This window comes from Streptomyces sp. NBC_00683 (assembly GCF_036226745.1).
Classification (GTDB): Bacteria; Actinomycetota; Actinomycetes; order Streptomycetales; family Streptomycetaceae; genus Streptomyces.
Genome location: NZ_CP109013.1, coordinates 3,504,036 through 3,524,228, shown reverse-complemented (window position 1 = coordinate 3,524,228; position 20,193 = coordinate 3,504,036). Strand labels below are relative to the sequence as shown.

Annotated in this window: 15 protein-coding genes; 11 read left to right on the top strand and 4 right to left on the bottom strand. The window is 71.6% G+C overall.

The genetic code is table 11. From position 1 onward, the window contains the following. Positions 1-82 precede the first annotated feature (82 nt). From OG257_RS15445 to OG257_RS15430, 4 genes are all read left to right on the top strand, one after another. Complete coding sequence (locus tag OG257_RS15445) at positions 83-1,765, top strand: serine/threonine-protein kinase (protein WP_329208212.1); 1,683 nt, start codon at positions 83-85, stop codon at positions 1,763-1,765. 91 nt (positions 1,766-1,856) lie between these two features. Beyond that, a complete protein-coding gene (locus tag OG257_RS15440) occupies positions 1,857-3,542 on the top strand; it encodes a serine/threonine-protein kinase (RefSeq protein WP_329208209.1) in 1,686 nt (561 codons plus the stop codon). Between the two features lie 152 nt (positions 3,543-3,694). Further along, the gene (locus tag OG257_RS15435; RefSeq protein WP_329208208.1) at positions 3,695-5,332 is read left to right on the top strand and encodes a succinic semialdehyde dehydrogenase; all 1,638 of its coding nucleotides are present in this window, start codon (positions 3,695-3,697) and stop codon (positions 5,330-5,332) included. Between the two features lie 50 nt (positions 5,333-5,382). Next, positions 5,383-7,221: a GMC family oxidoreductase gene (locus tag OG257_RS15430; RefSeq protein ID WP_329208207.1), complete on the top strand. Its 1,839-nt coding sequence runs from the start codon at positions 5,383-5,385 to the stop codon at positions 7,219-7,221. Between the two features lie 100 nt (positions 7,222-7,321). Here OG257_RS15430 and OG257_RS15425 read toward each other — a convergent pair whose 3' ends face one another. Then, positions 7,322-8,311 carry an LAETG motif-containing sortase-dependent surface protein gene (locus OG257_RS15425; protein ID WP_329208205.1) on the bottom strand — a complete coding sequence of 330 codons (990 nt, stop codon included), beginning with the start codon at positions 8,309-8,311 and terminating at the stop codon, positions 7,322-7,324. A 299-nt stretch (positions 8,312-8,610) separates the two neighbouring features. On the opposite strand from OG257_RS15425, the gene OG257_RS15420 reads away from it, so the two are divergent. After that, entirely contained in the window at positions 8,611-10,344 is a 1,734-nt protein-coding gene (locus OG257_RS15420) for a peptidase (RefSeq protein WP_329208203.1), read from the top strand. Between the two features lie 308 nt (positions 10,345-10,652). On the opposite strand, the gene OG257_RS15415 is transcribed toward OG257_RS15420, so the two are convergent. Then, positions 10,653-10,955 (bottom strand): chorismate mutase, encoded by a 303-nt coding sequence (locus OG257_RS15415; protein ID WP_329208201.1) that lies wholly within the window; start codon positions 10,953-10,955, stop codon positions 10,653-10,655. Between the two features lie 315 nt (positions 10,956-11,270). On the opposite strand from OG257_RS15415, the gene guaA reads away from it, so the two are divergent. The 4 genes from guaA (at position 11,271) to OG257_RS15395 (ending at position 15,718) form a co-directional block, all read left to right on the top strand. Beyond that, positions 11,271-12,857 (top strand): glutamine-hydrolyzing GMP synthase, encoded by a 1,587-nt coding sequence (gene guaA / locus OG257_RS15410; RefSeq protein WP_329208199.1) that lies wholly within the window; start codon positions 11,271-11,273, stop codon positions 12,855-12,857. Positions 12,858-12,978: 121 nt separating this feature from the next. Next, entirely contained in the window at positions 12,979-13,734 is a 756-nt protein-coding gene (locus OG257_RS15405) for an SAM-dependent methyltransferase (RefSeq protein WP_329208198.1), read from the top strand. A gap of 129 nt (positions 13,735-13,863) precedes the next feature. Next, entirely contained in the window at positions 13,864-15,132 is a 1,269-nt protein-coding gene (locus tag OG257_RS15400; RefSeq protein WP_329208196.1) for a hypothetical protein, read from the top strand. A gap of 76 nt (positions 15,133-15,208) precedes the next feature. Next, a complete protein-coding gene (locus OG257_RS15395) occupies positions 15,209-15,718 on the top strand; it encodes a DoxX family protein (RefSeq protein WP_329208194.1) in 510 nt (169 codons plus the stop codon). Positions 15,719-15,874: 156 nt separating this feature from the next. On the opposite strand, the gene OG257_RS15385 is transcribed toward OG257_RS15395, so the two are convergent. Next, entirely contained in the window at positions 15,875-17,212 is a 1,338-nt protein-coding gene (locus OG257_RS15385) for a PspC domain-containing protein (RefSeq protein WP_329208191.1), read from the bottom strand. A gap of 181 nt (positions 17,213-17,393) precedes the next feature. Between OG257_RS15385 and OG257_RS15380 the strand changes: the two genes are divergently transcribed. Continuing rightward, entirely contained in the window at positions 17,394-18,680 is a 1,287-nt protein-coding gene (locus OG257_RS15380; RefSeq protein ID WP_329208189.1) for a PspC domain-containing protein, read from the top strand. Further along, positions 18,677-19,372 (top strand): LuxR C-terminal-related transcriptional regulator, encoded by a 696-nt coding sequence (locus tag OG257_RS15375; protein WP_073744370.1) that lies wholly within the window; start codon positions 18,677-18,679, stop codon positions 19,370-19,372. Before OG257_RS15380 ends, OG257_RS15375 begins: the two co-directional genes overlap by 4 nt. Before the next feature lie 15 nt (positions 19,373-19,387). On the opposite strand, the gene OG257_RS15370 is transcribed toward OG257_RS15375, so the two are convergent. Beyond that, entirely contained in the window at positions 19,388-20,149 is a 762-nt protein-coding gene (locus OG257_RS15370) for a GNAT family N-acetyltransferase (RefSeq protein ID WP_329215113.1), read from the bottom strand. Between the last annotated feature and the right edge of the window lie 44 nt (positions 20,150-20,193).

Here is a 20,193-nt window from a genome sequence, read left to right as displayed (position 1 = left end):
GGTCTCGTGCCGCGGTGCGAGGTTCCATGGCGCTGCCTCCCCTCCGTAACCTGTCATTCGAAGGAATGGGGCGGGGACACACGTGGAACATGCGCAGGGCACGGACTCGGGAATCGTACTGGCGGGACGGTACCGGCTCGGCGACGTCCTGGGCCGCGGCGGTATGGGCAAGGTGTGGCGCGCCCACGACGAGGTGCTCCACCGGACCGTCGCCGTCAAGGAGTTGACCGCCGGGCTGTACGCCGCCGAGGCGGACCGGGCCGTGCTGCACGCCCGCACGCAGAAGGAGGCGCGCGCGGCCGCCCGCATCACCCATCCCGGGGTCGTCACGGTCCACGACGTCATCGAGTACGACAACCGCCCCTGGATCGTCATGCAGTACGTCGACGGGCCCTCGCTCGCCGACGCCACGAAGGAGACCGGTGAGGTCGAGCCGCGCGAGGCGGCCAGGATCGGTCTCCACGTACTGAGCGCGCTGCGGGCCGCACACAGCGCCGGGGTGCTGCACCGGGACGTCAAGCCGGGCAACGTCCTGCTGGCCCGGGACGGACAGGTGCTGCTGACCGACTTCGGGATCGCCGCGATCGAGGGCGACTCCACCATCACCAGGACCGGTGAACTGGTGGGCTCCATCGACTACCTGGCACCCGAACGGGTACGCGGCGGCGACCCCGGCCCGGCCTCCGACCTCTGGTCACTGGGCGCCACGCTCTACACGGCTGTGGAAGGGCGCTCACCGTTCCGCCGTACGTCCCCGATCTCCACGATGCAGGCCGTGGTCACGGAGGAACCGCCCCCGCCGGAGCGCGGCGGGGCGCTGGCACCCGTGATCACGGCGCTGCTGCGCAAGGACCCCGCGGACCGGCCGACGGCCCCCGAGACGGAACGGATGCTGCTGGAGGCGATGGAGGGACGCAAGCCCCTCACGGCGCAGGCGTACGTACCGACCCAGCGGGTGTCCGAGGACGACCTGCGTGCCTTCGCCGTACCTGACGGGTCGACGGCCCGCCTCACGCAGTCCGCACAGCCCCCGGCCGGGCCGGAGGCCGCACAGCCGCACGTCCTCGCGCAGCCGTACACCCCCGCGCCCGCGGTCCGCCGCAGCCGGGGCAGGTGGCGTACGGCGCTGCTGGTCATCGCCGCCGCCGCGCTGCTCGGCGGGGCGGCGGGCCTGGTGGCCATGAAGTACGCGGGAGACGAGGGGAGTACGGGGAATCGCGGCTCCGGCACCGGGACCACCGCCGGTCCGTCCTCGGACACCCCGTCGACGCCGTCCACGGATCCGAAGGCCGGCTCGAAGGAGATACCCGACGGCTGGACACGGGTCCACGACCCCGAGGGCTTCAGCCTCGCCGTGCCCGAGGGCTGGACGCGGCAGACGGACGGCAACCAGATCGACTACACCCCGGACAACGGGGCGCACCGCATCCGGATCAGCCTCGATCCGAAGCCCGACTTCGACAACTCGTACATGCACATGCTGCACATCGAGAAGGACCTCTCCAAGCGGCTGCCGGGCTACGACCGGCTGACGCTGCACTCGAACACCTTCCGGGACCGGCCGGGCTCCCTCTGGGAGTTCACCTGGCTCGAGTCCAAGGACCATCCGGGGCCGCGTCACGGAATCGACCAGATGTACTTCGGTGAGACGGGCGGACCCGAGTACGCGATCTACATGACGGGGCCCGAGGCGGACTGGGCCGAGAGCCGGGACCGCTTCGAGACGATGCTGCGCAGCTGGAAGCCTCCGGAGTCCACGGACTGACGACCGGTCACCACCGTGCCGACTGTCACGGCTCTGCACCCTCTGTTCCGTCCTGGTGGTCACACCCTGTGCGCTCCGACAGGATGAGGACATGACCAACGATGGGGGACGGGCGAACGAGCCCACGAGCTACGGACTCCGGCCGCCGCACGCACCGCAGGAGCCGCCGGGTCCCGTACACGGACAGCCGGGTCTCCCGGAACAGCCCGCCTTCCCGGCTCATCCCGGCGCGCCCGCGCCCACCCCGACCGTCACCGAGCGGACCCCCGAGGGTGCGCCGAACCGGCTCGTCGGGGGCCGCTACCGGCTCGTGGGGCGGCTCGGGCACGGCGGCATGGGCACGGTCTGGCGGGCCCACGACGACATCGTGGACCGTGACGTGGCCGTCAAGGAACCGCGGGTGCCGGACCACCTCGGGGAACGCGAGCGGGCCGTCGTCTATCTGCGCATGCAGCGCGAGGCGCGTGCCGCCGCCCGCATCGAGCACCCGAGCGTCGTGACGGTGCACGATGTGGTCGTCGAGGACGGCAAGCCGTGGATCGTCATGGAACTGGTCAGCGGCCAGTCGCTCGGCGACCGCCTCCAGGAGGGGACGCTCGACCCGCGCGAGGCCGCCAGGATCGGCCTCGCCGTCCTCGGCGCGCTGAACGCCGCCCACGGTGCGGGTGTGCTCCACCGCGACGTCAAGCCGGACAACGTCCTGCTCGGGCGGGACGACCGGGTCGTCCTCACCGACTTCGGTATCGCGCAGGTCGAGGGCGAGCAGCGGCTCACCGAGACCGGCGCCTTCGTCGGGTCGCCCGAGTACATCTCCCCGGAGCGGGTGCTGGGACAGCTGCCCGGTCCGGAGTCCGACCTCTGGTCGCTGGGTGTCGTGCTGTACGCGGCGGTGGAGGGCATGTCCCCGTACCGCCGCTCCCACACCCCGGCCACCCTGCAGGCCATCCTCTCGGCGGAGCCGCAGATGCCGGCCCGGGGCAAGGGGGCCTTCGGCACAGTCGTCATGCAGCTGCTCCGCAAGGACCCGGCGGCACGGCCGGGACCCGCGGAGATCCGTTCCGCCCTGGAGTCGGTGGCGTCGGTCCCGCCGGTCTCCCGGGCGCTCACCCAGCCGTACGGGAACGGCGCGTCCGGCGGCGGCCGGTGGGTGCCTCCGGTGCTGCACCGCAACCGGAAGGCGCAGACCGGGCTCGGCGCCGTGGTGCTGGCGGCGGCTCTCGCGCTCGTCCTCGTGCTCGCCGACCCGTTCGGCGGCGACGAGCTGCCGGGCGGCTGGCAGGTCAGGCCGGAGAACGAGGTGCTCTCGGCGGACGTGGCCGTGCCCGAGGACTACAAGCGCATCCAGGAGGACACCGGGGACGTCGTCTGGTACGCGGACCCGAGCGGGGTCTTCGAGATCGACTTCTGGCACAAGGCGGTCAAGGAGGACGACACGGCGGCGGAGAAGTCCGCGGGCGCCGACCCGGAGGCGCGCAAGACGTACTACGAGAAGGGCGGGGCGAACACCCTGGAGATGAAGGACGCCACCGTCTCCTTCAAGAAGACCGAACACCAGGGCCGCACGGCGTACGACATGGTCACCGAGTACACGCCGTACTCCTCGACCGAGGACGACGCGCTGCGCTTCCGCTACCACGAGCTCCTGATCCCGGGGCGGACGGCGGACGACCCGTACTGGCACGTCCGGGTCAAGATGCCCGCGGCCGGTCAGGCGGCGACGGACGGCGAAAAGATTTACACCGAGGTCGCCGAGCGGCTGAAGATTCACGATTCCTGAGCCTGACAGGGAAGATAGCCCCTGATCAGCGGTTATTTCGCCAGTGATCACTGGCTGGTTCGCCGGGGGCGGCCGCAGCGGTGTTGTGGGGTCTGTGAAAACCTGTTACCGACGGGTACCCAAAGTGGGCGGGTGGACATACTCTCGCCCTCATGACGGACTCGCAGGCCTCCACGACCACCTCCGCCGCCCCCGGCACCCGTGTCGGCACCAACCCGGTGGCAGCGGCCCCCGCAGGCGTTCGCACCGCCGCCGACGTGGTCACACCCGAGGTGATCGCCCAGCTGACGCGCGGCGTCGTCGGCTCCGGCCGCACGGCCAACCACAGCCCCTTCACCGGGGAGAAGCTGGCCGACCTGCCCGAGTCCACCCCCGAGGACGTCGCCACCGCCTTCGAGCGGGCCCGCGCCGCCCAGCCGGCCTGGGCGGCGATGCCCGTACGTGCCAGGGCGGCGGTACTGCTCCGCTTCCACGACCTCGTCCTCCAGCGCCAGGCCGAGGTCCTCGACCTCATCCAGCTGGAGACCGGCAAGGCCCGGCTGCACGCCCACGAAGAGGTGCTGGCCGTCGCCGTCTCGGCCCGCCACTACGGGCGCATGGCCACCTCCTACCTGAAGCCGAAGCGGCACACCGGCGTCGTCCCGACCCTCACCAAGGTCACCGAGCTGCGCCAGCCGCGCGGGGTCATCGGCCAGATCGCTCCCTGGAACTACCCGCTCGAACTCTCCGTCGGCGACGCGCTGCCGGCCTTCGTCGCCGGCAACGCCGTCGTGATGAAGCCCGACACGGAGACCGCGCTGACCGCCCTGTGGGCCCGTGACCTGCTGATCGAGGCCGGACTGCCCGCCGAGGTGTTCCAGGTCGTGCTCGGGGAGGGCCCCGTCGTCGGCCCCGAGGTCGTCAGCCGCGCCGACTACGTCTCCTTCACCGGCTCGACCCGCACCGGTCGCGAGGTCGCCCAGGGCGCCGCGGCCCGGCTCGTCGGGGTCTCGCTGGAGCTCGGCGGCAAGAACCCCATGCTGGTCCTCGAGGACGCCGATGTGGAGAAGGCCGCCGCGGGCGCCGTCCGTGCCTGCTTCTCCTCCGCGGGGCAGCTGTGCATCTCCATCGAGCGGCTGTACGTCCACGAGTCCGTCGCGGACGCCTTCCTGGAGCGCTTCGCCGCCCGTACGAAGGCGATGCGGCTCGGCAACTCCCTCGCCTACGGTGCCGAGATGGGCTCCCTGGTCGGCGAGCGGCAGCTGGAGACCGTCAGCCGGCACGTCGCCGAAGCCGTCGAGAAGGGCGCCACGCTCGTCGCGGGCGGCGTCGCCCGACCCGACATCGGCCCGCTCTTCTACGAGCCGACCATCCTCGCCGACGTCCAGGAACCGATGGCCGTCTGCGCCCAGGAGACCTTCGGCCCCGTCGTCTCCGTCTACCGCTTCACCGACGAGGACGACGCGGTCTCCCTCGCCAACGCCACGTCGTACGGCCTCAACGCCAGCGTCTGGACCAAGGACGGCCGGCGCGGCCACCGGATCGCCGCCCGGCTGAGGGCCGGCACGGTCAACATCAACGAGGGGTACGCACCCGCCTACGGCAGTGCCCAGTCCCCGATGGGCGGCATGAAGGACTCCGGCCTCGGACGACGGCACGGCTCGGAGGGGATCCTCAAGTACACCGAGGCCCAGACCGTCGCCCAGCAGCGGCTGATGCCGCTCGCGCCGTCCTTCGGCATGGACGACGAGAAGTACGCCGCCCTCATGAGCTTCGGCCTCAAGGCGATGAAGGCCTTCCGGCTGCGCTGACGCGGGCGCCCCACTCCAGCCTTTCCCTCCCTTCCGCACCGAGGAGAGCCATGTCCCAGGACAGCGCTGCCCAGAATCAGACCCCGCGCTCCGACGGGCCGGACGACGACGCCGCGTACGACTACGACGTGGTCGTCGTCGGATCGGGCTTCGGCGGCGCGGTCTCGGCCCTGCGGCTGAGCGAGAAGGGCTACCGGGTCGGCATCCTGGAGGCGGGGCGCCGCTTCACACCGGCCACCCTCCCCAAGAACTCCTGGGACATAAAGAACTACCTGTGGGCCCCGGCCCTCGGGCTGTTCGGCATCCAGCGCGTGCACCTGCTCGGCAAGGTGATGGTGCTGGCCGGTGCGGGCGTCGGCGGCGGTTCCCTCAATTACGCCAACACGCTGTACGTACCGCCCGCGCCGTTCTTCGAGGACCGTCAGTGGGCCGGCATCACCGACTGGCAGGACGAGCTGGCGCCGTACTACGACCAGGCGAAGCGGATGCTGGGGGTCAGGCTCAATCCGACCATGACCCCGGCCGATGTCCACCTCAAGGCGGCCGCCGAGGCCATGGGCGTCGGCGACAGCTTCCACTTCGCCCCCGTCGGGGTCTTCTTCGGCGACGGCGTGGACGCCGACGGTACGTCGAAGGCGAAGCCCGGCGTGGAGGTCGCCGACCCCTACTTCGGCGGCGCGGGTCCCGCCCGCAAGGCCTGTTCCGAGTGCGGCGAGTGCATGACCGGCTGCCGCCACGGTGCGAAGAACACCCTCAACGAGAACTACCTGTACCTCGCCGAGAAGGCCGGTGCCGTCATCCACCCCATGACGTCCGTCGTGGCGGTCACGGACGATCCGGACGGCGGTTACCGGGTGTCGACCGTCCCCACGAACCGTCGCAGGAAGGCGGAGCCTGCCGTGCTGCGGGCCCGGAAGGTCGTCGTCGCCGCCGGCACGTACGGGACGCAGACACTGCTGCACACCATGAAGGACCAGGGGCTGCTGCCGCGGCTCTCGTCGAAGCTCGGCGAGCTGACCCGGACCAACTCCGAGGGGCTGGTGGGCGCGCAGACCAGCGACCGCCGCTACCGCAAGAAGCACGGCATCGCGAAGGCCGACTTCAGCAAGGGTGTCGCCATCACCTCGTCGATCCACCCCGACGAGAACACCCACATCGAGCCCGTCCGCTACGGCAAGGGCTCCAACGCGATGGGCGCGCTGACCATCCTCCAGGTCCCCTACAGCACCCACCGGGTGCTGGGCTGGCTCGGCAACATGGTCAAGCACCCGACGCTGGCGGCGCGTTCGCTCTCCAACCGGCGCTGGTCGGAACGGACCATCATCGGTCTCGTCATGCAGTCGCTGGACAACTCGCTGACCGCGTACCGCAAGCCCAGCGGCATCGGAAAGGGCCTGCTCACCGCCCGGCAGGGACACGGCGCGCCCAACCCGACGCAGATCGCCGAGGCGACGCAGGGCGCCACGCTGCTGGCCGAGGAGATCAACGGCTTCCCCGGATCGAACATCGGGGAGCTGATGGGCACTCCGCTCACCGCGCACTTCCTGGGCGGCTGCGCGATCGGGGCGAGCGCCGAGGAGGGCGTCATCGACCCGTACCACCGGGTGTACGGACACCCCGGCATCTCGGTCGTCGACGGTTCGGCGGTCTCCGCCAACCTGGGCGTCAACCCGTCGCTGACCATCACCGCGCAGGCCGAGCGCGCCATGTCCTTCTGGCCCAACAAGGGCGAGACGGACCCACGGCCGGCACAGGGCGAGGCGTACACGCGGCTGTCCGCGGTCGAGCCGAAGGCGCCCGCGGTGCCCGAGGAGGCGTTCGGCGCGCTGAAACTCCCGTTCCTGGGGATTCCCGTGGTGCCGCCGAAGGCGACCGCGTCCGAAGCCTGAGCGCCTGAGCGCCTGAGCGCCTGCGAAGCGTCGGTCCGGGAACGCCAAGGGGCTGCACCCCCCTCCGAGTGCAGCCCCTCACGTTCGACCGGTGACGCGCTTACGCGGCGGCGTCACCGTTCTTACGGCGCCGCACGATGAACATCGCGCCCGCACCGAGCACTACGGCCGCGCCGCCCGCGAGGGCGAACATCGGCGTGGAGGACGAGGAACCGGTCTCGGCGAGGCTGCCCGTGACCTTGCCGGCGTCCGCGTCGGCAGGCTTCTCGGCCGGGGCCGGAACCTTGCCGCCCTCCTGGGGCTTCGTGCCGTCCTCGTCACCGGCCTTCACGATCTGGAACTTGTACGCGACGTCCGTGAAGCAGGGCAGGTCCTCTTCCTCGCCGAAGACGAGTCCGCCGCCGAGGCTGAAGCCGGCGCCGACCGGGGCAGTCGCCTGCACCTTGATGCGCAGGGATATGTCGACCTCGTACCCGGGCTTGATCTCGTCGGTCTCGCCGACGTAGCCGGTCGAGACGCCCTCCTCGTTCAGGTCCTCCCAGGTGCCCGTGTCCTCGTTGAGGGCCTGGAGGTGGACCTGCTTGGTGGTGAAGAGGTGGTCGCCGGCCTTGTCGGACGACGCGCCCGCGAAGAACCACACGTTCTTCACGGTCTTCTTCGAGTTGTTGTAGACGTTGAACTTGAAGGTGTCCCAGCCGCTGCCCCGGGCGATCTTGCCGGCGAGACCGTTGATGGAGAGCTTCAGCGGGCGCGGGTTGCAGTACCCGTCCTCGTCCGGCTCCTCCGTGTCCTCGGTCTTCGAGGCGGTCGGGGTCGGGGTGGCCGACGGGGTCGCCGAGGTCGTCTCCGACACGGAGGGGCTCGGGGAGGTGGTGGCCGTCTCGGTGGCGTCGGGAGACGTCGTCGCGGACGGGGAAGCGGACTCGGTGGTCCCGGCCGACGCGGTCTCGGACGGCGCGGTGGTCACCGACTCGGTCGCGCTCGGGGTCGGCGTCGTGTCCGTGGCGAAAGCGGCCGGTGCGGAGAGCACGACGACCGGCGCGATGACGGCGGTGGCAGCAGCGAGTGCCATGGTGCGGCGAAGCTTCATGAAGGCCTCAGCAAGTCCGTTGTACCGCGCGGGCTGCGGTACGGCGAAAGAAGAATGGAGAACGGGCCTGCCGTTGTGGGGCACGGAAATAGCCTGTGTGTTCGCCATCCATGACCTGCGATGCGGCCCGATGGTTGTCCCCCGTTTCACAGAATCTTTATGTGTCGCTCGCCACATGCGCCCCTCGTGCCCAATCCGTGATCTTGTCCAGCGCAACTCTTCGTACGGCTGCGCGGTCGAACTCGTGCTGCCCCACAGCAGTTGCACAGCACCTGTCGATCCCATCCCAGAGGTCCGCGATGACACGCCTTTCCCCGAGAACTGCGCTGCGCCGAACCGCAGGCGGCCTTGCCGCCGCCGGGCTGCTCGCAGCCGGATCGCTCGCCGTCGGCGCACCGGCGCAGGCCGCCGACCCCGCGTTCACGCTCGGCGGTCCGGCCGAAACGGCCCTGCACCCGTACCCGGCGACCGGGTCCCCGCAGAAGACCTCGCTCGGCTTCACCGTCAGCAACCCGGTCCAGGACGAGGACGGCTACCAGGGAGAGGTGACCTACACCCTCGACCTCAGCGGGATCGCGGGCATCGCCGACATCGACATCGCCGAGGACACCGGTGCGGACTGCGAGATCACCGGTGCCACGGCCGTCTGCCACGACTACGGCGTGTACGCCGGGCTCAGCACCATCGCCGACTTCGACCTCACCGCGGCCGAGGGCGGCAAGGACGGTGCGTCGGGCACCATCGAGGTGACCGGCTCGGCGGACGGGGTCACCTTCGTCCCGTTCTCCACGAAGGTGACGATCGGCGGTCCCGACCTCGTCATGAAGCAGCTCCCCTTCAAGCAGCAGCTCGAGCCGGGTGACGTACAGCCTGCCCCGATCACGTTCGCCAACCGGGGCACGACGGCCGCCGACGGCGTCCTGCTGACCCTGATGTACTCGCGCGGCCTGGAGATCCCCGAGCGCTACGCCAACTGCGAGTACAACGGGGAGGCCGGGGAGGAGCCGCAGGACGGTTTCGCCTGGTCCACCGCCCTGTGCTCGGTCGAGGGCTCCTACGAGCCGGGCGCCACGTACACGCTGGCGGTCCCGCTGTCCGTCAAGGCGACCGAGCGCGCGTACTACGACACCTTCATCTACCGCATCAACGAGGACAGCGCCGCACAGCGCTCCGCGCAGCGCGCGGGCGCGCCCTTCACCCGGGGCACCGGCCCGCAGCTGGCACTGAAGAAGGTCACGTCCTCCGCCCGCAGCGGCGACCTCAACCCCTGGGACAACCAGCAGGAAGCCGACTTCCGTACGGAGAACACCGCCGACTTCGTGGCGACCGGCGGCAAGGGCGCGGGCTCGGTGGGCGAGACCGTCACGGCCAGGATCGGCTTCCGTAACGACGGACCTGCCTGGATCGGCAACATCCGTTCCGGTGAGCCCGTCGCCACGGTCGACCTCACCGTCCCCCGGGGCGCCGAGGTCACCGGGAAGCCGGACTCCTGCCAGGGGGTGACGGCTGCGGGCAAGTACCGCGAGGAGCAGCTCGGAGCGCCGCGCTACGTCTGCGACTCCGCGATGACCGTCCGCGACGGGGCCGAGATCTCACTGCCCTTCGACCTGAAGATCACTGAGGTGATCCCTGGCTCCGCCGGCAAGGTCGACGTCCGCAACACGTGGCTGAGCGACCCCGACCTGCCGTTCGACCCGGCCCCGGGCAACAACACCGCGCAGATGGTCCTGAACGGCGAGGACCCGGGCTCCGAGGACACCGGCGGCACGACGGGCGGCACCAACACGACGGGCGGCTCCACGGAGGGCACGACCGGCGGAACGACCGGCTCCACGTCCGGGACGACGGGTGGCTCGTCCACCTCGTCGGCCTCGGGTTCCACCGGAACGTCCGGCGCCGCGTCGGCGGACAACGACGGCGGTCTCGCCTCCACCGGTTCCGTCGCGCTGATGGCTTCGGGAGCGGCAGCCGTCGCCCTGGCCGCCGGCGGAGTGCTGTACGCGACGTCCCGGCGCCGCGCCGAGCGGGGCTAGGGCCTTTTCTCCGGACCGGCACCGCTGCCGGTCCGAGGGCGGCCGGTCCCGGGCGTCCCCGGGGCCGGCCGCAATTGGGGTGACCGGGCTGCTGTCCCCTGCCGACCGGTCACGCGCGCCGGGGTGTGGTCCCACGACGTACCTGCAGTACGTCACACATCCCGGCGGAGCCACGCGTGGTTTCCTACCGCTGCCGAGCCTGGCTGGCACGGACACACGGACCAACGAAGCGGCACGGGGCCCGGTCACGCGCCGTACGGGTGAGACCGGGCCCGAACGCAGATACGGCCGTACAGCCTTCCCGGGCCTCACACCCGGCCGCGGCACAGCTCCAGCAGCGTCATGGCGAGCGCCGTCCCCGGCCTGCCCAGCGCGTCGCTGTAGTGGCTGAGGACGTCCATCTCGCGGGAGAGGTTCACCCGGCGGCCCCCGGAGGTGATCCGGGCCTCCTGGATGACCGCGGAGACGGCCATCCGTTCCTGGACGAGACCGATGATCCGGTCGTCCAGGGCGTCGATGCGGGTCCGGGCGCCACCGATCAGGGAGGCGGCCTCGTCGGTGTGCGCGCCGGTCCGCTCGGCGGCCGTCTTCGTGGGTGCGGTGCTGTTCATCCGTGACTCCTGGTGGGGTGCGGCCCCCCGGAGCGACAGGCCCGGAACGCCAGAACGCCCCGGGCCTGTCGGCCCGGGGCGCCTGGAACGTTGCTTGTCAGTTGCTCAAGCAGCACGACCATGGCAGCCGGCGGGCCGGGTGCCATAGGTAAAGACGAAGGTCGTGTGCTGACGCATGGGGGCAAGTATGGACCCCGTCCGCGGGCCGGGTCCACGCCGGGCCCGGATGGTGAGACGGGAGCCCGGCAGGGCGTGGTCCCACGGCCGGTAGAATTGGGAGGACCGACCCCCTCTCCACCGCCGGAAGGCCGCCCCGTGCCAGCAGCGCCCCCCGCCGCCCCCGACACCACCACCGACGTGGTTCTGGTTGTCGACTTCGGCGCCCAGTACGCCCAGCTCATCGCCCGCCGCGTCCGTGAGGCCCGGGTCTACAGCGAGATCGTCCCGTCCACGATGCCGGTGGCCGAGATGCTGGCCAGGAACCCCCGCGCGATCATCCTGTCCGGCGGTCCGTCCTCGGTGTACGCGGAGGGCGCGCCCAGCCTCGACCGTTCGCTGTTCGAGGCCGGGGTCCCGGTCTTCGGCATGTGCTACGGCTTCCAGCTGATGGCCACCACGCTCGGCGGCACGGTCGACGACAACGGCGCCCGCGAGTACGGCCGTACCCAGCTCGCCGTCTCCAAGGCCGGCTCCACCCTCTTCGAGGGCACGCCCACGGAGCAGTCGGTGTGGATGTCGCACGGCGACGCCTGCTCCGCCGCCCCCGAGGGCTTCACCGTCACCGCGTCCACGGACGTCGTACCGGTCGCCGCCTTCGAGAACGACGAGAAGAAGCTGTACGGCGTCCAGTACCACCCGGAGGTCATGCACTCGACCTTCGGCCAGCAGGTCCTGGAGCACTTCCTCTACCGGGGTGCGGGCATCGAGCCGACCTGGACGACCACCAACGTCGTCGAGGAGCAGATCGCCCTGATCCGCGAGCAGGTCGGCGACAAGCGTGCCATCTGCGGCCTCTCCGGCGGCGTGGACTCCGCGGTCGCCGCGGCCCTCGTGCAGAAGGCCATCGGCTCCCAGCTCACCTGCGTGTACGTCGACCACGGCCTGATGCGCAAGGGCGAGACCGAGCAGGTCGAGAAGGACTTCGTCGCCGCGACCGGCGCGAAGCTGAAGGTCGTCGACGCGGAGAAGCGCTTCCTCGACGCCCTGGCCGGTGTGTCCGACCCGGAGCAGAAGCGGAAGATCATCGGCCGCGAGTTCATCCGCGTCTTCGAGCAGGCCCAGCTGGAGATCCTCCAGGAGGACGGCCCCGAGGTCGCCTTCCTCGTCCAGGGCACCCTCTACCCGGACGTCGTCGAGTCCGGCGGCGGCACCGGCACCGCCAACATCAAGTCCCACCACAATGTGGGCGGCCTCCCCGACGACATCGAGTTCCAGCTCGTCGAGCCGCTGCGCCAGCTGTTCAAGGACGAGGTCCGGATGGTGGGCCAGGAGCTCGGGCTGCCGGAGGAGATCGTCCAGCGGCAGCCGTTCCCGGGCCCCGGCCTCGGGATCCGTATCGTCGGCGACGTCACCAAGGAGCGGCTCGACCTGCTGCGCGAGGCCGACGCCATCGCCCGCGAGGAGCTGACCGCGGCCGGCCTGGACCGCGACATCTGGCAGTGCCCGGTGGTCCTCCTCGCGGACGTCCGCAGTGTCGGCGTCCAGGGTGACGGCCGCACCTACGGCCACCCGATCGTGCTGCGCCCGGTGTCCTCCGAGGACGCCATGACGGCCGACTGGTCGCGTCTGCCGTACGAGACGCTGGCGAAGATCTCCACCCGCATCACCAACGAGGTCGCCGACGTGAACCGTGTCGTCCTCGATGTGACGAGCAAGCCCCCGGGGACGATCGAGTGGGAGTAGTCCCACCCGGACCCCGTGCCGACGCCGCTGCCCCTCGGGGTGGCGGCGTCGCCACTTTCCCGGACTTCCCGGCCGGAAACCGGTGGCAGGGCCCGCCGCAGCCGTGGCAGGATCCGCGCCTATGTCTGCCGACGAAGTCCGCGCCCTCATGTCCGCCCCGGGAAACGACCGGCTCACCTGGAACACCCCGCTGTCCGAGGAGCACGCCGCCCGGCTGATCGCCGTCTGCGATCCCGTCCCGGGGGCGCGGATCGCGGACTTCGGCAGTGGCTGGGGCGAGTTGCTGATGCGTCTCGTGGCGGCTGCGCCCGGCTCCACCGGGGACGGTGTCGAGACCGACCCGGACGCCGTGGCGCGCGGACAGCGCCTGGCGGGGGAGCGGGGGCTCACCGGCCGGGTGCGGTTCCACGAGGTGTCCGCGGCCGAGTTTCCGGGGGACGGTTACGATCTGGCCGTCTGCATCGGCTCCTCGCACGCCTGGCCCGGCGGCACCCCCGAGGCGCTCAAGGCGCTGCGGGCCGCCGTGCGGCCGGGTGGGCGGGTGCTGTTCGGGGACGGGTTCTGGGAGCGGGAGCCCTCGGCGGCCGCGCTGGAGGGGCTGGGCGCCGAGCCGGGCGACTTCGGCTCGCTCCTCGGCCTGGTCCGGCAGGCGGAGGCCGCCGGTCTGCGGCCGCTGCAGGTCACCGTCGCCGATCAGCGTGAATGGGACCTCTTCGAGTCGACCGCCAATATCGGACGGGGCGAGCGGTGGGCGCTGGCCAACCCCGGGCATCCCCTGCACGGGGAGGTGACCGCGGCCGTCGACGCCCGCCGCACCGATTACTACGGCGGATACCGCGGAACGCTGGGCCTTGCGTACCTTGTACTCAGCACCTGACATTCGTACATGTGGACGACATGTACGCGCAGCCCGCCCCGATGCGGGACGGGCCCGCCCTGTACGGCACAATTCGCAGAAATCACAGGCGAGTTGGTTGTACCGGTGCAGGAAAGGGCGGCGTTCCCCGTGGCGTTGGACGAGGCGAGGACGAGCAGCACGCACGGCGGTGGCTGTACGTGCGGCGACTGCCCGCACGGAGCACGCGAAGGACACCGGCGCGCGGTGGCGGCCTTCCTCGCCAAACGCGATGAGCTGGCGGCCGGCAAGGGCCTGCCCGCAGGGGTCGCGCAGTCCGCGTCGGCATCCCGGCAGTGGGTGTCGGACGAGCTGACCGAGTCCGCGCGCACGGTCGCCGAACGCAGCCGCGAGGCCGGTGACGCCTGGCTCCACGTCGTCTGGCAGCGCACCCTGGTCGCCGTCTGGGGCGGTGTCGCGCTGCTGGTCATCGGTGAGGCCGTCACCGCCATCGGCGCCGGCTGGTCCACCGCCCGCACCGCAGGTCTGGTCGCCGGACTGGTCACCGCGGGCCTGCTGACCGCCGCCGCCCGGCTCCACCGGCCCCGCGGCGGCCTCCTCGCCCCGCTGATCGGCGAGGACAACCGGCTCTCCACCTCGCGCACGGTCGCCGCGTCCTGGGTGCTGCTCGCCGTCTTCGCCGTGCTCGTCCTGGCCCTCCAACTGGCCGGCGCATCCGACCACGGCGACCGCGACGAACTGATCGAGGGCCTGGACCTGGTGCGCTCGGCCGGAGTGCTGACCGTGCTCGCGCTGGTGTGCGCCGTCGCCGTCCTCGTACGCCGGGTGGTGACCGTACGCGTCCTGGGACAGCGGCTGCAGAAGCTGCGCGCCGACCGGCCGCGGGCCGCCGATCTGCTCACCGACGACTCCGGCCGCGGCAGCTTCACCGATGTGCAGTACGTGCTCGTCAGCGCCGTCGCCGTGCTCTTCGCCGCGGTCCGCCTCGCCCGCCGCCCGGAGCAACTGCCCGACCTCCCGTGGGGCCTGGCGATCCTGGTGGCCGTCTCCGCGGCGACGTACTTCTCCGGGAAGTACGCCGAGGGCGGCCGACCGGTCATCCTGTCGGTCGTGAGGGCCCGGGAAGCCGGAGACCTGGACGCCCCGATCCGTACCGGCGACGACATCGAGATCCGCGGAGCGGGCTTCGTACCGCCCGGGGCGGGGAGCCCGGACCGGCTCGCGCGCGTGGTCGTCAGGATCGGCCGGGTGCACGTACACGTGCCGCTGATCCCGGTCGCCGGAGGCTTCGCCAACCCGTCCGACACGGTGCTCACCGTGCCGGTGCCGGTGGAGGTCGAACCGGGCATCGTGGACGTCCAGGTCGTCACCGCGGCGGGTGTGGAGACCAACCCCTGCCCGATCGACGTCACGGACTGAGTCGCAACCCTGGTGAGCAGCCCGTTCACGGCGTACGTATGGTCTGGTTGACGGGCCAACGGAAGGCGGAGCGGTCATGCATGGCTACGGCGGCGGTTCATACGGTCTGAACGAGCCGAGGAGCCTCCGGGAGCGGGCGAGACAGTACGCGCTGCTGCCCCTGCGGATCTTTCTCGGGGTCACCTTCATCTACGCGGGGCTCGACAAGCTGACCGACAGCGCCTTCATGTCGGCGAGCGGCGACGGTTCCATCGGGCAGCTGATGGAGGGGGTGCGCGACACCTCCGCGATCCCGGCCCTCGTCGACCTGGCGCTGAAGAGCCCCGAAGGCTTCGGCTACGCCATCGCGATCGGCGAGCTCGCCGTCGGCCTCGGCACCCTCGTGGGGCTGTGGGCCCGACTCGCGGCCCTCGGCGGTGCGCTGATCTCGCTGAGCCTGTGGCTCACCGTGAGCTGGCAGACCGAGCCGTACTACTACGGCAACGACCTGATCTACCTCATGGCCTGGCTGCCGCTGCTGCTCGCGGGCGCGGCCGAGTTCTCCGCCGACGCCTTCCTCACGTCCCGGCGGCGACGCAGCCGGTAGCTCACCCACGTCACGGTCGCGGCAAGCCACAGGCCCCCGAAGAACACCGGGAAGAAGAACACCCACGGGACCGCCCACGCCCCCGCCGCGTCCGCCGTGTAGGCGCCGGCCAGGGCGAGCATGACGACGCCCGCCACCGCGCGGCCGGGCCGGATCTCATGACGCAGCACGGGTGACCTCCAGCTGTCCGATGCCGACTTCCATGCTCAGTTCGAGGGTCCCGGCCGGCTTGCTGCCCCTGACCGGCCCGAGGGTCTGCCTCGTCTGCCTGCTCGGGGCGACGTCCACGTCCTCGCGGGATTCGGAGGGCAGCTGGATGTCCCCGAGGCCGGCCTCGGCGTGCAGTTTCACCGTCATCCCCTTCGGTACGACGACGAGCGCACGGCCCGCCCCGACCCCGATGCCGGTGCGCAGGACATCGCCCTCGGGGACGACGATCCGCGAGAGGTCGAGCCGTGCGACCCCGGTGCCCAGCTCGTACCGGGGCTGGACCGCCGCGACCGAGGCCGGACGCCACTGCTGGCGGACCCATTCGGTGCTGATGTCCTTCGGGAGGGCCGCCGCACCCGCCAGGAGCCCCGCCGTCACCATCGCCAGCATGATCGTGCCGAACCCGGTCCGGCCGAGGACCGAGGCGACCAGCAGTCCGAGACCGAACACCGCGAGCGCGGCGGCGAGCCCGAACTGCAGGCTCGTCCCCAGCGGCTGGGTCTCCCAGCTCAGCCCCGTTCCCAGACCGCCCGCGACCAGCGCCAGCAGGAAGACGAGACCGCCGATCGACCGCGGGCCCCGGGTCCCCGGCGGACGGTAGGGGGCGCGGTAGGGCGCGTCCGCGGTCGCCCTGCGCCTGCCGCGGTCGGCCGGGCCGAGCACCGCGTCCGCCGGACCCCACAGATAGCCGGGACCGACCGGCCCCGAAGTGCCGTCCTTGACGATCGGATCCCGCCACCACGACGGGGACCCCGGTGTCGGCGGCGCCTTCACCTCGGGCGGTGCCCCGTGCCCGGCGGCGTGAGCCGCGCCTCCCGGCGTCTGCGCCGCGGCCGAGCCCGGCGGATCCTCCGGCGCCGCCGTCCTGCGGTGCTGTGTCCATACGGAGAAGCCGATGACGGCCAGCGACAGCATCGCGGCGAACGCCAGCATCCCGCCGTTGTGCAGCATCGACAGGAGCAGCCCGCAGCCCACCAGCGCGAGCAGCAGCGCTATCAGCGACGCACCCTCGACCCGGCCCGACAGCAGCCTGCGCGCCTCGTTCTCCTCCTCGCCCTCCACGGGGAGCAGGAGCCAGGCGAAGCCGTAGAAGATGAGCCCGATGCCCCCGGTCACCGCGAGGACACCGAGCACGATCCGGAAGATCACCGGGTCCACGTCGCAGTACCGGCCGAGCCCGCCGCACACCCCGGCCACCACTTTCTGCCGCGGGCTGCGCCGCAGCTGCGGTTTCGGCTCGGGTGGCGGCGCGACGCCGGGGGCGGCGTCCTGGGGAACGGTCATGGCTCCATGGTGACGGTCCGTACGCCCTTGTGGGACCCGCGACGACCCTGGCCGATCCCTGATATTGCTCCCGGGCACCCCTCAGGGAGCTTCGCGGAGGGATCCGGAGGCGCGGGCATCAGGGTCGCCTCCGGGGTCGACCCTGATGCCACGACCCGCCCGGCCGTGTGACCATCGGTCCATGCCAGCCGCCACGACCCGAGCCGCAAGCTCCCACACCCCGGCCCCGGAGGAGCCGCCGGTGCGCAAGCTGTACCGCAGCGCCGACGGGCGCCTGCTCGGCGGCGTCGCGCGCGGGCTCGCCGGTCATCTGGGGCTGCCCGTCGCCTGGGTCAGGTTCGTCTTCCTCGGACTGTTCTTCGCGAACGGCCTCGGCGCCCTGCTCTACGCCGTGTTCTGGATCGTCGTCCCGCTCGGCATCGGCGGGGTCGAGGCGACGCGTTCCGTGTTCGAGACGGCCCCGGACGGTCGGCGCAGACTCCGCAAGCCCGACAAGGGCCAGGTCTTCGCCCTGGTCGCGCTGCTCATCGGCGCCATGATCTTCGTCGGCAACGTCGACATGGGCAGCAAGGCCGACCGCTACATCTGGCCGACGCTCCTCATCGGCGCGGGCTCCGTCCTGGTGTGGCGCCAGGCCGACAACGCGCGCCGGGCCCGCTGGATCGAGGTGGGCCGCCGCCGCCGTGTGCTGCACCTGGCCCGTGGCCTGGCGGGCGTCGCCCTCGTCGGGCTCGGTCTTGCCGTGTTCATGGTGGTCCGCGGCTCGGCGGCCCAGCTCGGCAACGTGCTGACCGCCGCCATAGCCGTACTGACCGGCATCGCGCTGCTCGCGGGCCCCTACCTGGCGCGGATGACGCAGGACCTCTCCGAGGAACGCCTGATGCGCATCCGGGCCCAGGAACGCGCCGAGGTCGCGGCCCATGTCCACGACTCCGTCCTGCACACCCTCACCCTGATCCAGCGCAACGCGGACGACGGCGGCGAGGTCCGCAGGCTCGCCCGCGCGCAGGAGCGCGAGCTGCGCAACTGGCTGTACAACCCGGAGGGCACCGGCAAGGACGAGGACGACGAGCCCGAGACGCTCGCCGAGGCGGTCAAGCGTGCCGCCGCCGAGGTGGAGGACAAGCACGGGGTCCCGCTGGAGGTCGTCGTCGTCGGCGACTGCCCGCTCGACGAGAAGCTGGCGGCCCAGATGCAGGCCGCACGCGAGGCAATGGTCAACGCCGCCAAGTACGGTGGCGAGGGCGGCGCCGTCCAGGTCTTCGCGGAGGTCGAGGGCCGCACGGTCTTCGTCTCCGTACGGGACCGGGGACCGGGATTCGACCTGGATTCCGTCCCGGGCGACAGGATGGGCGTACGAGAATCAATCATCGGCCGGATGCAGCGCAACGGCGGTACTGCGCGACTGCGTTCGGTGCCCGGCGGGGGCACGGAAGTCGAGCTGGAGATGGAAAGGGCGAGCCAATGACCGAGAACACCGAAGCTGCCGGGGGCCCGGAGCGCCGGGTACGGGTCGTGCTCGTCGACGACCACCGGATGTTCCGCACCGGGGTCCAGGCCGAGATCGGCCGCACCGAGGAGACCGGGGTCGAGGTCGTCGGCGAGGCCGCGGACGTCGACCAGGCAGTCACCGTGATCACCGCGACCCGCCCCGAGGTCGTCCTCCTGGACGTCCACCTCCCGGGCGGCGGCGGGGTCGAGGTCCTGCGGCGCTGCGCACCGATGATGGGTGCCGTGGAGAACCCGGTGCGTTTCCTGGCGCTGTCGGTCTCGGACGCCGCGGAGGACGTCATCGGTGTCATCCGCGGCGGAGCGCGCGGCTATGTCACCAAGACCATCACCGGCGCCGACCTGGTCGACTCGGTCTTCCGGGTGCAGGACGGCGACGCGGTGTTCTCGCCGCGGCTGGCCGGTTTCGTCCTCGACGCCTTCGCCTCGACGGACGCGCCGCCGGTGGACGAGGACCTGGACCGGCTGACGCAGCGCGAGCGCGAGGTGCTCCGGCTGATCGCACGCGGTTACGCGTACAAGGAGATCGCCAAGCAGCTGTTCATCTCGGTGAAGACCGTCGAGTCGCATGTCTCGGCGGTGCTGCGGAAGCTCCAGCTGTCCAACCGGCACGAGTTGACGCGGTGGGCGACGGCACGGCGGCTGGTCTGAGGCGACCGGTCCGGGTCAGCGGGCTTCCGCCGCGAGCGAGATGTTGGTCTTCTCGCCGATCCTGCGATAGCCGATGCCCGCGTAGATCCGCTCGACCTCGGGGCTCCCCGGCTCCAGCCAGACGGTGGAGCAGCCGCGTTCGAAGGCCGTCGTGGTCAGCCAGGCCGAGAGCGCGGCGCCGATGCCCCGGCGACGGAAGGCGTCGGACACTGCGAGGCCGGCCAGTTCGCTGATGCCGTCGACGGGGACCGAGCAGCCGCCCGCTCCGGCGGGCTCGTCGCCGAGCAGGGCCAGCGCCGCGACGCCGTTGCCGGCCACCGCGGCGCGCAGCCAGGCGATCTCGCCCTCGTCGGGGCCGCCTTCGCCACCGAAGCCCGTGTGCTGGACCGCGGCGGCCGCGGTGAACTCCGCGTCGGTGACGGGTTCGGCCATGCGGAGCCCGTCCACCGGCTTCGGCGGCAGGAGACCGGCCGGCGTGCAGGCCAGTACGGGGGCGTGGTTCTCCACGGTGAAGCCGGCGGCCAGCAGGGCCGGTTCGACGGCAGGGGCCCAGGAGGGCAGGTATTCCAGGCGCGGCAGCCGGTTCCGCTCGCGGAATGCCGCGACGAGGTCGTCGATGTCCCCGGCGGTGGGCTCGGCGCCCTGGTCGGGGATGGCGTAGTTGGCGTACTTCAGTTCCCAGCCCGGGTTGTGGCGCACCGTGAAGGGGCCCACCCGGTAGTGGTCGGGGGAGCGGAGGGTGAGCGTTCGCGCGTAGTTCTGGACGTCGGTGTCCATCGGCACGGGGAGCCTTCTCTCTCTCGCTGGGCCGGTCGGCGCGG